Origin of the sequence: Tenacibaculum lutimaris (assembly GCF_003610735.1) — a bacterium.
GTDB classification, from domain to species: Bacteria; Bacteroidota; Bacteroidia; order Flavobacteriales; family Flavobacteriaceae; genus Polaribacter; species Polaribacter lutimaris.
Window position 1 is genome coordinate 37331 of sequence record NZ_RAQM01000006.1, and the last position, 13597, is coordinate 50927.

The following is a 13597-nucleotide window of genomic DNA, read 5'->3' on the forward strand; positions in this document are numbered from 1 at the left end:
TTTATTTATTTAAATATTTCACTTTACCACATTGGGAAAATTTTTCTTTCTTTGTTAAGTCTATTTTTAACTTTGTGATATTTTCAGTCAGCAATTGTTCATATTCTCTTTTTTTACTATTAGTAACATTTTCATTCATTACTTTAAACACCATATAATTCACTTCTCCGTCTTTATTACAATAAATTTTATTGAGTATTTTCACAGAACTGTCTTTTATTCCCCAATCAAAGTCATTATCTTTTAAAATCTTCCCTACTTGTTTATGAAAATCACTCCATGATTTCGTTACTTCCTTATATTTTTCATCTGTTGTAAATTCTGGATTTAATAAATTTTTATACTTAGTATCTAGATCTAGCTTTTTTATTTTATTAATTGCTACTTCATTTTGAAGATTTACAACTACTCCTTCATTTTCTTTATTACATGAGAACAACACAATAAGTAAACAAACCAATAATAACTTTTTCATATTTGACGCTTTATATTTTTAAATTATAACAACAAATATAACTAAAAAATTAGTTTAAACTAATTTTTTAGTTAATAAATATGTAACAAAGCTTTAATATCTTCGTCTTATTAATAAAAAAATTAATGGATATATTTTTAGTTATACTAGGGTTTGTATTTGCTTGTTTAGGAATGGTTGGATCGTTTTTACCTGTTTTACCAGGACCTATTACTAGTTGGGTAGGTTTATTATTATTACACTTAACTAGTGTTATCCCTCAAAACTGGACCTTCTTAGGAATTACCTTAGCTATTGCTATTATTATATTTATTCTCGATTATTTTATACCCGCTATGGGAACCAAACGCTTTGGAGGTACAAAATATGGTGTATATGGTACAACTATAGGTTTAATTATTGGACTCTTTACTCCTATTCCCTTCGGAATTTTAATCGGCGCTTTTGTAGGTGCTTTAGTTGGTGAATTAATTTATGACAGTAAAGATACCAACCGAGCTATTAAAGCTTCATTTGGTGCTTTTCTAGGTTTTTTAGCTTCGGCAACTATTAAATTTTCTATTGCTACAGTATACTTAGTATTGTTTATTGTGAAGTTTTTTGAATACAGTAATTCTTTCTTTTAGAAAAGAACTTCATCTATATTTCAATTCTAGCTGATAACTCTAAGATTTCTCTCTTCGGTAGAAATGACGATTCTCATAATTAACTATTTAGCCCCGATTGCAGCATTTGTTTGAGCTCCTCGCAGAGAGCGAGTGCGAAAAGCGGGAAATAGCTTCTAAAAAACACTTAAATTTAATGCAAAAAAAAAGCAACCCATCTCAGGGAAGCTTTCCATTGGTTAACAAAACCATGGTACTATTTAAAGTACCTAACAACACAACTAAATGCTGTCCTTTTAAAATTAGACAGCCTGCAAATATACACCCTTTTTTAAAGTTTGCAAACTTTTATTCTTTTTTTACAAAAAATGTGAATCTGTTAAGCGTTGTTTAATTCTGCAATTGATTGTATCTTTGCAGCTTCATTAAAAATTAATAAAAATTAACCCATGCAATTATCAGAACAAGAAGTTGTACGTAGAGAAAAGTTAGGGAAGCTAAGAGAATTAGGCATCAATCCCTACCCAGCTGATTTATTTCCTTTAAATTCAAATTCAACAAAGATTAAACAGGAGTTTGAAGAAGGAAAAAAGGTGGTGATTGCAGGTAGATTAATGTCACGTCGTATTCAAGGAAAAGCTTCTTTCGCTGAATTACAAGATAGCGAAGGTCGTGTGCAAGTATATTTTAACCGTGACGAAATTTGTACTGGTGAAGACAAAACTTTGTACAACGAAGTGTACAAAAAATTATTAGATATTGGTGATTTTGTAGGAATTGAAGGAGAGTTGTTTAAAACTCAGGTTGGAGAAATCACTGTTATGGTTAAAGATTTTAAATTATTAAGTAAATCTTTAAAACCATTACCACTACCAAAAGTTGATGCTGAAGGAAATACCTTTGACGGATTTACCGATCCTGAAATGCGTTACCGTCAACGTTATGCTGATTTAGTGGTAAATCCACAAGTAAAAGAAGTATTTGTAAAGCGTACAAAGTTATTCAACGCTATGCGTCAGTTTTTTAACGATGCAGGATATTTTGAAGTAGAAACGCCTATTTTACAACCAATTCCTGGTGGTGCTGCTGCAAGACCATTTATTACACACCATAACGCATTAGACATTCCGTTATACATGCGTATTGCGAATGAGTTATACTTAAAGCGTTTGATTGTTGGTGGTTTTGATGGTGTATATGAGTTTTCTAAAAACTTCCGTAATGAAGGAATGGACAGAACACATAATCCAGAATTTACCGCAATGGAAATTTATGTAGCTTACAAAGACTACAACTGGATGATGGAATTCACCGAAAAATTATTAGAGCATTGTGCTTTAGCTGTAAACGGAACTACTGAAGCTACTTTTGGAGAGCATAAAGTTGACTTTAAAGCTCCGTATGCACGTGTTACTATGGCAGATTCTATCAAACACTTTACTGGTTTTGATATCAACGGAAAATCGGAAGATGAAATCCGTAAAGCTGCTCAAGACATGGGTATCGAAGTGGATGAAACGATGGGTAAAGGAAAGTTAATTGATGAGATTTTTGGTGAGAAATGTGAAGGAAACTACATTCAACCAACGTTTATCACAGATTATCCGAAGGAAATGTCTCCGTTATGTAAAGAGCATCGTGACAATCCTGAATTAACAGAGCGTTTTGAACTAATGGTTTGTGGTAAAGAAATTGCCAATGCATATTCTGAATTGAACGACCCAATCGACCAACGTGAGCGTTTTGAAGCTCAGTTAAAGTTAGCTGCTCGTGGTGATGATGAAGCTGGTGAGTTTATCGATCAAGATTTCTTACGTGCGTTAGAATATGGTATGCCTCCTACTTCTGGATTAGGAATTGGAATGGATCGTTTAATTATGTATTTAACGAACAATCCTTCAATTCAAGAAGTATTATTCTTCCCACAAATGAAACCAGAGAAGCAAGCTCCTTCTGTTGAGTTAAACGATGACGAAAAAGCATTGTTAACTTTAATTGAAAAAGCTGAAAAAATAGAGTTGAATGAATTAAAAACTCAAAGTGGTTTGTCTAACAAAAAGTGGGACAAAACCATTAAAGGATTAACTAAAAACAACCTTGCTAAAGTTGAAAAAACTGAAGAAGGTTTAATTGTTGAAATCGTATAACGTATTTCAAAAAACTATATAAAATTAAAAAGCAATCTCGTTTGAGATTGCTTTTTTGTTTGGTTTTTATGCTATTTTGGGTAAATTACCTAGCTATGGATTTCATTTAAAAAAATATAAACTGAATATGACTATTGTAATAATTCTAGGTATGAGATACATTATCTATGAACAAAACAAAGAGAAAAAGAATCAGATTAAACGAAATGAAAAATTTAAAAATGTAGAACTACGCAGAAAGAGTTGTATAAAAAAGCTCCTGAATATATAAATAATGTTATAAAAATCAATGCTATATTCGAAAAACTAACATCAACAAATATTCCTAATTTAAAAATAGACTATACTTCTGAAGAAAATTACCGCCCTAATCAACTTGTTAAAGATATTTCTCTAAACTACGATGAAATATCTTTTTCTATTAGATTAATAGCAAGTCAAATCGATGGGGTTTGTTTTATATGGGAAAAAACTGACATTAAACCTTTTACAACTTTAAAAATGATTACTAATGAAAAAAATGATATAACTGTTAATAAAATATTGAATGAATTGAAAAGGATATCTATAAGTTTAAAATAGATATTTAGAATTTACCCTATGAAAATTACCAACACACAAGCGTTAAATTTAAAAAACAGATGAAGGTTTAATTGTTGAAGTTATGTAATGTATTTCAAAGACTAAATAGAATTGAAAAGCAATCTTATTGAGCGCATTTAAAATATGGTTACTTTTTTATTAATTTAGCTTTTATTTATTTTATTAAAAATTAAAAGCATATGAAAGAAATAGGTGTTGGACTTATTATTGGTTTAACTTTTACTACTACTATTTTAATATTGAAAGCGAAAACATTTACACAACTACAAAAAATATTTTTAACTTTTTGTTTTCTTTTTCCTCCTGCTCAGTGGATTTTAGCTATGTTATTATTTTTTTTTAACAAAAAAAAACTTTCACTAAAATCAAAACTAAAAATTCAAAAAACTACACAAAACACAGTACCTCAATCAATTGAAGACCAAAAAGAAAACTTACTATTTCTTTTAAAAAAAGGTATCTTAACAGAAATTGAATATCAAGAAAAAATAAACCTAATTAAAAATAAATCTATTTTAAAAAAAGTTCACACATCAACTGAATATAAAAGCCTAAAAAAAGTATATGATAGTAAATTGTTAACTAAAGAACATTTTGATAATAAAGTAAATGTTTTAGTTGAAAAACACAAAGAATATGTATCTTTATTTGGTGACAATAATTATTCTGAATTTAACTGGAGATTGTTTTACTATATAAAACTTAATTCAAAAATAAAAACAGAAGACTATGATGATAATGATTTCTTAGGTATATGGAACTTCAAAAGTGGACAAATCTATTTTGATAAAGATGATGATTCTTTAGAAAAGAAAGTTGTGATTAAATGGGATAACGGAATTAGTCGATTTGGTAAATGGAGCCTTAATGAAAATAAAATTAACCTTAACCTAAATAAAAACTCAGAGATTAATAAAATCACTTTAAATATTGAAGAAATTGGAACAAATATAATATCCTACACAATGGGTAATGTACAATACATTGGCTATAAATTAATCTAACTACTTATTTTATATAGCTTTTAAAAGCTTGTTGGCTAATATAGATATATCATTATTATCTTTTTCTGAAAAAATATTTTTAGGATAATTTTTAAAAAAGTTCCCCATTCTTACTAAAAAAGATCTTCTATTCTCTATATCATTAGGTTTTACGTTAAAAGAACTAATTGAACTACTTAAATGTTCTGTAACATAATTAATAAACCTTTCATAATCTCTCTCAATACTTAAATTAAGTATTCTAATTATAAATATAGATTCATACCCGTACTTATTTACTTTAAAACTATATCCATCGTAGTATATTTCAGTTTTCATATCAACCTCTGAATTAATATTTTCTAATATAATTTCAGCTATTTCTAATTCATACTTTTGTTTTTTAGAAACATTTATTAAATTATGTTCAATATTTTTATATTTCATATTCTAAATATACAACAATAATTTTCAGTTTTTTTCATAACTTTAAAGAGCTATGAAAAAATTGCTAACATATCCTCCTTTTCATTTTTTGCTATGTGTTATTGTAGGAATAACACTTCAGTTTTACACACAGATTTGGCAATTTAATTTTCTTTATTTAGGCTACTTTTTACTAAGTTTTATAGCTATTCTCTATTTCTTAAAAAGACTTCAAAAGCGTAAAATTTTTAGTTTAGTTAGCTTATTCCTGTTTGTTTTCATTGGAGTTAGCGCCACCTATATTCATAATCCAAAGAATTATGTGAATTATTATGAACATCAATTAACAGATGGCTCGTATTCTATACTTACTATACAAAAAGTATTAAAACCAGGGAATTATTATACAAAATATGTAGCTAAAGTTTCACAAGTAGATTCTACTACAACCACTGGATATATTCTTCTAAACATTCAAAAAGATAGTACAAAAACCTCACTAGCCGTAGGTAATCGAATTTTTATAAAAACTTCTTTTAAAGAGCTGATTCCACCTTTAAATCCGCATCAATTTGACTACAAGCAATATTTAGCCAAACAATATATTTATCATCAATTATTTTTAAGCGAACATGAGTTTAAACAACTTAACAATGCTAGTTTTTCTATAATCAATTTATCGGCTAGTATCAGAGAAAAAATACAGAATTCTTTAAACCAACATCGTTTTACTGACGATGAATTTGCTGTGATTAATGCATTATTACTTGGTCAGCGTCAAGAAATATCAAAAGAATTATTAGAAAGCTATACCAATGCAGGCGCAATTCACATTTTGGCTATTTCAGGCCTTCATATAGGTATTTTGTTACTACTACTCTCCTATCTATTTAAACTTTTAGAAAGACTTCCGTATGGGATGATTCTTAAAACTGTTTGCATTGTAATACTACTCTGGTCTTTTGCTTTTATCGCTGGTTTATCAGCCTCAGTAGTACGTGCCGTAACTATGTTTACTTTTGTAGCTATCGGATTATCATTTAAACGAAGTAAAGTTATTGAGTATTCTTTGATAAGCTCTATGTTATTTTTACTATTGATAAAACCGATGTTTTTATTCGATGTTGGATTTCAACTTAGCTATTTAGCCGTTTTTGGAATTGTTTGGGTACAACCATTACTCTATGATTTATGGAAACCTAAATTACGATTTCTAAACAAAGGATGGCAATTGTTTACGGTTTCAATAGCTGCACAAGCAGGCATATTACCTATTAGTTTGTATTATTTTCATCAGTTTCCGGGGTTATTTATTCTGTCTAATTTAATTATCATTCCTTTTTTAAGTGCAATTTTGTTCGGTGGAATAGTAATTGTTCTTCTAGCTACATTCAATATATTACCTCAATTTATAGCTGATATATACGGGTTCGTTATTTCTTTGATGAATTATTTTGTTGGCTGGGTTTCACATCAGGAAGATTTTCTATTGAAAGAAATATCGATGTCATTCTGGGCGATGTTGGCTTGGTATGTATTTACCATCTTCTTCTTTCAAGTTTGGATTCGGAAAACTTCTAAAAGTATTGTTTTCTTTCTGACTTCAATTCTTCTTTTACAAGGAGTTTATTTTTATGAAAAATACCAGCGAGTAAACAAAAATGAGTTTATTGTGTTTCATAAAAGTCGACACTCAATTTATGGAAAAAGAAATGGCGGTGAACTACACATTTTTAGTTCGATAAATGATTCTATTCTTCAACAAGAAAAGCTTTTACAATCATACAGAATAGGAGAACATATTCTTTCTAAAAACATAGATTCAATATTCAACGTTACATCTTTCAACAATAAGCAGGTATTGGTAATAGATAGTTTAGGAGTATATCAAATAAAGGGAATTCGAAAGCCTATTGTAATTTTACAAAACAGTCCTAAAATCAATTTAAATAGATTAATTACTACGCTAAAACCTCAGCAAATTATTGCAGATGGAAGTAATTACAAGTCATACATTAATAGATGGAAAGAAACTTGTAATAAACAAAAAACACCATTTTGGTATACTGGTCAAAATGGTGCTTATATTTTTAAAGAATAACTTTTACATAGCACTTTTGAAGTTTTTTTCAAACTCTAGCCAAGGTGTATTCTTATAGTTATCTTTGTTAAAGTACGCTAGTATTTTTTCAAACCTTTTTTCTTCTAAATACCCAGGTACATTTTGCAACAATTGTCTTTCTGTATTAAAAAAAGCTGTTGAAGGATAACTTAACTGACCTCTCATTATAGCAGCTGCTAGCTGGTGATACCCTCTTCTTCCTTGAGCTTGATAAGAAAATGTTTTTCCTTGAAACATAATATCATGTTTAGCCTCTCCATTTAATTTTACAGGGTAATAATGTGTATTGATATAATCTACAATCACCTTGTTTTTATAAGTAGTTTTATCCATTTTTTTACACCAACCGCACCAATCAGTATAAATATCTACCATAATTGGTTTAGGATCTTTCTCACTCATTTCCATTGCTTGCTCAAAAGTTAACCAATTAATCTTATCATCTTGTGCTCTTACTCCAAATGAAATAATGGTAAAAACAGCTACTAATATTATTTTTTTCATATCCTTAAAGTCTCAATAAGTGTTCCAAATTTACAAAAAAACCTGCCAAGTTATTGTCTTGACAGGTTGTTAAAAGTTCTTTTAACCTAAATTTAGGGTTATTTCACCCCGTGCATTAACTTTTTTATTACTGGGTTTAAAGCTATAACTAAAAGCCCTGCTATTGTTGGTACAATTGTAAAAATTAAGAAGAAAGTTGATAAACTGTATTCTTTTGTAATATTTTCAATTTGACCTCCAAATACTGCTGCTAATTTATTACCTATCGCAATTGCTAAGTACCACATACCAAACATAAACGCAATCATACGTGCTGGCACTAATTTAGACACATACGAAAGTCCTACTGGTGATAAACATAATTCACCTAATGTATGGAATAAATATGCTAAGATTAACCATATCATACTTACTTTAACTCCGTCCGTAATTCCATAAGCTCCAAATGCTAATAAACCAAAACCAACAGCCATGATTATTAATCCTAAACCGTATTTAACAGCTGCAGATGGGTTATATTTTGAATCCCACCACTTAGAGAATAAGTTTGCAAATGCAATAATGAAGAACGAGTTTAAAATTGAGAACCAAGATACTGTAATTTCTGAAGCTTCCGCAGAAAACTCAACGTACAACATCCATCCTACTAATGCCCATACTCCTAAGAAACATACTGCTAACACAATGTTTGATCCTGGGATTTTTTTACCAGTTTCTTTTCCTAATAAATATAACACCCAAGTGATAATTAGTAGAGGAATTACTGTTAATAGAGTATTTACTATGTTAAAAATTGTTTGTGCATTTCCTGTTAAAACTCTATCAACATTATCACGAGCGAAAAGGATTAATGAAGTTGCTCCTTGCTCGAAACTCATCCAAAAGAACACAGTAAAAAATGCAAAAATGATTACCGCTATCATTCTATCTCTTACAATTCTTGTATATCGTGATATACGAGAAATTGTTAAGAACAAGAATACTGCTAAACCAAATAATACTGCCACGTATTGTCCATCAAAGTCTCCAATTTTTAAAGCTCCAAAAAGATCTATTCCTCCAATTTTTGACAACGGATCGTTAATTGCATATCCTAAACCAATAACAGAAGCAATAACTATTAAAATTTTATCTAAGCTTGTAAAAGGGTTTGCCTTATCGCTCTCATTAGACGTATCAGCAACTGATACTTCGGTAGTTTCTTCCTCATCTTTTTTAGAAGGAACATCACCAATGGTACCGAATAATGGTTTTGCTAACCAGAACTGTAACGTTCCTAATAACATAAAGATTCCTGCTAAACCGAATCCCCAAGACCATCCTACTTTTTCTGCTAAGTATCCACATAACATCATTCCGAAGAAAGCCCCTGCATTAACTCCCATATAAAAAATGGTGTATGCTCCATCTTTCTTTTCCGGTAAGTCTTTGTACATTTCAGAAATAATAGACGTCATATTAGGTTTAAAGAAACCAGTACCTATTACTAATAAAGCTAAACCAACATATAACCAAAACTCTGTTTCAATAGCCATTGCAGCATGCCCTAAGGTCATAATGATCGAACCAATAACTACTGCCCAACGATAACCAGTTAATTTATCAGCTATAATACCTCCTAAAATAGGTGTTAAGTATAACAACATTGCATAGGTACCAAATAACGCCCCTGCATTTTCTGCTGACCACTCCCAACCTGGGTTCGCGCCAATGGCTGCTGCTGTTAAAAAGTTTATTAATAACACGCGCATTCCGTAAAACGAAAAACGCTCCCACATTTCTGTAAAAAACAGCACAAATAACCCCGAAGGATGACCTAATACTTTTGATTTAAAAAAATCATTTGATGCTACTGAACTCATATTTATTTATCGTTTATATATAACAAACCTCATGATAGTTTTTATCATGAGGTTAAATGTTCCTTATTATTTTACTCCGTGCATTAACTTTTTAAGCGGAAAACTTAAAAGGAATAATACTATACCTCCTGCTATTGGAATCCAAACTAAGATGTTAAAGAAATCTGCCATAGAAGATTCTTGAGCTATCTTTTCCATATAACTAGAAAAAGTTCCTGCAATCATATTCCCCATAGCAGAAGCAAAAAACCAAATACCAAACATAATACCTAGTAATCTTTTCGGCGATAACTTATTTACATAAGAAAGTCCTACTGGAGACAAACTTAACTCTCCCATTGTGTGTAATAAGTATGCTAAAACTAAAAAGATCATACTAGCCTTTTGTACTGAATCTCCACCAATATTTGCCGCTCCTATTACCATAGGTATGAAACCTAACCCTAATAATATTAAACCGATAGCAAATTTTTGTGGCCCATTAGGGTTGTATTTTGTCTTGGCTAATTTTTGCCAAATCCAAGAAAACAATGGTGCTAAGGTAAAGATGAATAATGCATTTAAACTCTGAAACCATGTTGCAGGCACTTCTGGGTTTTCATCAAAAAACTGGTTATAAATCATGTACCCGATAATTCCCCATAAAATAACTACACTTAACGCCATAAACATCATTGCTGTAGCATACGTCTTACCAATTGCTTTAAACATTCCTACAAATAACCATGTTAAAATTATTACTGGTAAAGCTGATAGTAAAGCTCCAAAAACTTTAAATACAATCACCCCTGTTCCTTCTAAACTTCTATCAGTATATTCACTTGCAAAAATATTCATACTTGAACCTGCTTGCTCAAAAGCTGCCCAGAAAAAGATAGAGAAAAACGCTAAAACACCAACAACAATTAATCTTTGTGTTTCTACTTTTGTTAACGGCTCTTTTTCTACTACTGCGGTTTCTTCTGAAATTTCCTTCTTTGGTGCTAATCCAATTTCTCCAAACATTTTTTGTGCTAAATGGAACTGAATTAACCCTATAAACATAAATACACCTGCTAATCCAAAACCATAATGCCAACCTAAAGTCTCCCCTAAATAACCACATAATATTGATCCTAAGAAAGCTCCCACGTTAATTCCTTGGTAAAAAATAGTGTATCCTGAATCTTTTTTATCACTCCCTTCTGGATATAACTGCCCTACAATTGAAGAAATATTAGGTTTAAAAAATCCGTTACCTACAATTAATAAACCAAGCCCTAGGTAAAAAGCAGGCATTGGTTCAAAAGCTAATGATAAATGCCCTAAAGTCATTAATACAGCACCTATGATAATTGCTTTTCTAAATCCTAAAATTTTATCAGCTATAATTCCTCCAATAATTGGAGTAATATAAACAAGCATTGTGTACCAACCATATAAACTACTAGCATCACTTTTAGTCCATCCTAACCCTGGATTATCACTAGCTACTTCGCTAATTAAATATAAAACCAGTAAAGCTCTCATACCGTAATATGAAAAACGTTCCCACATTTCTGTAAAGAACAACATAAATAATCCTACAGGATGCCCAAATATTTCCCTTTCGGTTGCTACATTTTTAGCCATAATATATTGTTTTAGTTTATAAGTTGTTTTTAATAAAGTTAGTCATTTTGGTATACAAGTGTAAACGAGTGTTCCCTCCATAAATACCATGATTCTTATCTGGGTACATACCCCATTCAAATTGCTTATTAGCCTGAATTAAAGCTTCAGCCATTCTGTAAGCGTTTTGTACGTGCACATTATCATCACCTGTTCCATGAATTAATAAATATTTTCCTTTTAATAATTCTGGATAATTTAAAGGTGAGTTGTCATCATATCCTGCTGGATTTTCCTCTGGTGTACGCATGTAACGTTCTGTATAAATAGTATCATAAAAACGCCATGTAGTAACTGGTGCCACTGCTATTGCTGCTGCAAATACATCATTTCCTTTTAATAAACAGTTGGTACTCATATGTCCTCCAAAAGACCACCCCCAAATACCAATTCTATTTGCGTCTACATAAGGTAACTTAGCTAATTCTTTAGCTACTGAAATTTGATCTTCAGTTTCATGTTTTACTAAGTTCATGTAGGTTACTTTTTTGAAGTCTCGACCTTTAAAACCTGTTCCTCTTCCGTCAACACAAACAACAATATAACCGTCTTGTGCTAACATTTGATGCCAATAATCATTAGAACCATTCCAGCTATTCTTTACATTTTGAGAACCTGGACCAGAGTATTGATACATTAATACTGGATATTTTTTGTTCTCATCAAAGTTTACAGGCTTGATAGTGTACATATTTAAGTCGTTTCCGTTAACATTAATTGTAGAAAACTCTTTTTTACTTAAATTATATCCTGTAATAGTTTCTTTTAAAGCTGCATTATCAATAATCGTTTTTAACACTTTTCCTTCATTATTTCTTAATGTATATACAGGCGGTGTGTTTGCATCAGAAAATGTATTGATAAAGTAGTGCATGTTTTTACTAAAAGAAGCTCTATTTGTTCCTGAAGGATTACTTAACAACTTCTTGTTATTTCCGTCTAGAGAAACACTATATACTCCTCTATTGATAGAACCATTTTCTACAGATTGATAATAGATAGTTTTCTTATCAGCATTATAACCATAGTAAGAAGTAACTTCCCAATTTCCTTTAGTTACTTGATTTAATAACTGCCCGTCTTTACTATAATGATAAATATGGTTGTAACCATCTTTTTCACTTGTCCAGATAAAACTGTTATCATCTAAAAATGTTAAATCATCATTAATGTCTACATAAGCTTTATCTGTTTCATTTAAAACTAAGTGACTTCTGTATGAGTTAGCATCAACAAAATACATTTTTAAATCGTTTTGATGACGGTTTAAAGTGCGTACAGCTAATAAATTAGCATCTTTTGTCCAGTTAATTCTCGGAATATACTCGTAATCTCCCACTCTAATCTCAGCAGTTTTACCAGTATTTAATGAGAAAATATGTAAGGAAACTTTAGCATTAGCTTCTCCTGCTTTTGGATATTTAAAAACGTGTTGTGATGGATACTTTTCTTTTCCGTAAACATCCATAGAAAACGTTTTTACTTCAGTTTCGTTAAAACGTAAAAAAGCCAAGTTATTACCATCTGCACTCCAATCGAAAGCTTTTACAAAACCAAACTCTTCTTCGTATACCCAATCAGTAATACCATTAATTATCTCATTCTTTTTACCGTTGCTAGTTATTTGAATAACTGTATTATTAGAAAAATCTTTAATAAATAAATTATTTGCTTTAGCATAGGCTACTTTTTTGCTATCAGGAGAAAATGTAGGTTCTTGAATATCTGTACCTATAAGATCCAATGTCTTTTTAGCAATATCGTACACATAGAATGTACCTAAAAAAGAATGACGAAAAATTGGTTTAAAGTTGGTACCTAAAATCAATTTAGTTTCGTCATTGTTAAAACTGTATGATTGAAATGTTTTCAATCCCGCTAAATCTTTACTATTTACAATAGTGGCTACTTTTTCTAGAGTTTCATAGCTGTATTTATCTACTGAAGTACTTCCGTTTTCATAGTTTAGTAGCGAATAAAAATCTCCATTCATAGAGTTTAAAGAATTCATATAATCTGCTCTAAACGTGCCTTTTCTCCATATATCCTCTAAGGAAATATCTTTTTTCTGAGCTTGCACTAGCGAAGATATCCCTATAAATAATAGTAATAATTTCTTCATATTAAGTTGTTGTTTATCTAAAAAGTTTGCCAAGTTTACGGAAAAATAGCCAAAAATCCCCTCAAAAAAATCATAAAAACTAAATATCACCTCTATTT

The 13597-nt window shown here is 30.4% G+C and carries 11 protein-coding genes; 5 read left to right on the forward strand and 6 right to left on the reverse strand.

What is annotated here, in order from left to right; all coding sequences use genetic code 11:
• Position 1: 1 nt before the first annotated feature.
• Positions 2–475 carry a hypothetical protein gene (locus C8N26_RS00260; protein WP_120185548.1) on the reverse strand — a complete coding sequence of 158 codons (474 nt, stop codon included), beginning with the start codon at positions 473–475 and terminating at the stop codon, positions 2–4.
• A gap of 125 nt (positions 476–600) precedes the next feature.
• On the opposite strand from C8N26_RS00260, the gene C8N26_RS00265 reads away from it, so the two are divergent.
• From C8N26_RS00265 to C8N26_RS00290, 4 genes are all read left to right on the forward strand, one after another.
• The gene (locus tag C8N26_RS00265; protein WP_028891186.1) at positions 601–1101 is read left to right on the forward strand and encodes a DUF456 domain-containing protein; all 501 of its coding nucleotides are present in this window, start codon (positions 601–603) and stop codon (positions 1099–1101) included.
• Between the two features lie 428 nt (positions 1102–1529).
• Positions 1530–3227: a lysine--tRNA ligase gene (gene lysS / locus C8N26_RS00275; RefSeq protein WP_120185549.1), complete on the forward strand. Its 1698-nt coding sequence runs from the start codon at positions 1530–1532 to the stop codon at positions 3225–3227.
• 243 nt (positions 3228–3470) lie between these two features.
• On the forward strand, positions 3471–3809 hold the full coding sequence (locus tag C8N26_RS00285; RefSeq protein WP_120185551.1) for a hypothetical protein: 339 nt from the start codon (positions 3471–3473) through the stop codon (positions 3807–3809).
• A 200-nt stretch (positions 3810–4009) separates the two neighbouring features.
• Positions 4010–4834 carry a hypothetical protein gene (locus tag C8N26_RS00290; protein WP_120185552.1) on the forward strand — a complete coding sequence of 275 codons (825 nt, stop codon included), beginning with the start codon at positions 4010–4012 and terminating at the stop codon, positions 4832–4834.
• Between the two features lie 9 nt (positions 4835–4843).
• Here C8N26_RS00290 and C8N26_RS00295 read toward each other — a convergent pair whose 3' ends face one another.
• Positions 4844–5260 carry a hypothetical protein gene (locus tag C8N26_RS00295; protein ID WP_120185553.1) on the reverse strand — a complete coding sequence of 139 codons (417 nt, stop codon included), beginning with the start codon at positions 5258–5260 and terminating at the stop codon, positions 4844–4846.
• A gap of 52 nt (positions 5261–5312) precedes the next feature.
• Here C8N26_RS00295 and C8N26_RS00300 point away from each other — a divergent pair, with 52 nt between their 5' ends.
• The gene (locus C8N26_RS00300; RefSeq protein ID WP_120185554.1) at positions 5313–7340 is read left to right on the forward strand and encodes a ComEC/Rec2 family competence protein; all 2028 of its coding nucleotides are present in this window, start codon (positions 5313–5315) and stop codon (positions 7338–7340) included.
• A gap of 3 nt (positions 7341–7343) precedes the next feature.
• Here C8N26_RS00300 and C8N26_RS00305 read toward each other — a convergent pair whose 3' ends face one another.
• The 4 genes from C8N26_RS00305 to C8N26_RS00320 all read right to left on the reverse strand — a co-directional run bounded on the left by C8N26_RS00305 (position 7344) and on the right by C8N26_RS00320 (position 13499).
• Positions 7344–7865 (reverse strand): thioredoxin family protein, encoded by a 522-nt coding sequence (locus C8N26_RS00305; protein ID WP_120185555.1) that lies wholly within the window; start codon positions 7863–7865, stop codon positions 7344–7346.
• A 98-nt stretch (positions 7866–7963) separates the two neighbouring features.
• The gene (locus tag C8N26_RS00310; RefSeq protein ID WP_120185556.1) at positions 7964–9727 is read right to left on the reverse strand and encodes a peptide MFS transporter; all 1764 of its coding nucleotides are present in this window, start codon (positions 9725–9727) and stop codon (positions 7964–7966) included.
• Between the two features lie 66 nt (positions 9728–9793).
• Positions 9794–11338: a peptide MFS transporter gene (locus tag C8N26_RS00315; RefSeq protein ID WP_120185557.1), complete on the reverse strand. Its 1545-nt coding sequence runs from the start codon at positions 11336–11338 to the stop codon at positions 9794–9796.
• A 16-nt stretch (positions 11339–11354) separates the two neighbouring features.
• Positions 11355–13499 carry a S9 family peptidase gene (locus C8N26_RS00320; RefSeq protein WP_120186049.1) on the reverse strand — a complete coding sequence of 715 codons (2145 nt, stop codon included), beginning with the start codon at positions 13497–13499 and terminating at the stop codon, positions 11355–11357.
• Positions 13500–13597: the final 98 nt, after the last annotated feature.

Coding starts and splice junctions, on each gene's coding strand:
- C8N26_RS00260 (WP_120185548.1), bottom strand. CDS start 475: ATGAAAAAGTTATTATTGGTTTGTTTACTTATTGTGTTGTTCTCATGT.
- C8N26_RS00265 (WP_028891186.1), top strand. CDS start 601: ATGGATATATTTTTAGTTATACTAGGGTTTGTATTTGCTTGTTTAGGA.
- lysS (WP_120185549.1), top strand. CDS start 1,530: ATGCAATTATCAGAACAAGAAGTTGTACGTAGAGAAAAGTTAGGGAAG.
- C8N26_RS00290 (WP_120185552.1), top strand. CDS start 4,010: ATGAAAGAAATAGGTGTTGGACTTATTATTGGTTTAACTTTTACTACT.
- C8N26_RS00295 (WP_120185553.1), bottom strand. CDS start 5,260: ATGAAATATAAAAATATTGAACATAATTTAATAAATGTTTCTAAAAAA.
- C8N26_RS00300 (WP_120185554.1), top strand. CDS start 5,313: ATGAAAAAATTGCTAACATATCCTCCTTTTCATTTTTTGCTATGTGTT.
- C8N26_RS00305 (WP_120185555.1), bottom strand. CDS start 7,865: ATGAAAAAAATAATATTAGTAGCTGTTTTTACCATTATTTCATTTGGA.
- C8N26_RS00310 (WP_120185556.1), bottom strand. CDS start 9,727: ATGAGTTCAGTAGCATCAAATGATTTTTTTAAATCAAAAGTATTAGGT.
- C8N26_RS00315 (WP_120185557.1), bottom strand. CDS start 11,338: ATGGCTAAAAATGTAGCAACCGAAAGGGAAATATTTGGGCATCCTGTA.
- C8N26_RS00320 (WP_120186049.1), bottom strand. CDS start 13,499: ATGAAGAAATTATTACTATTATTTATAGGGATATCTTCGCTAGTGCAA.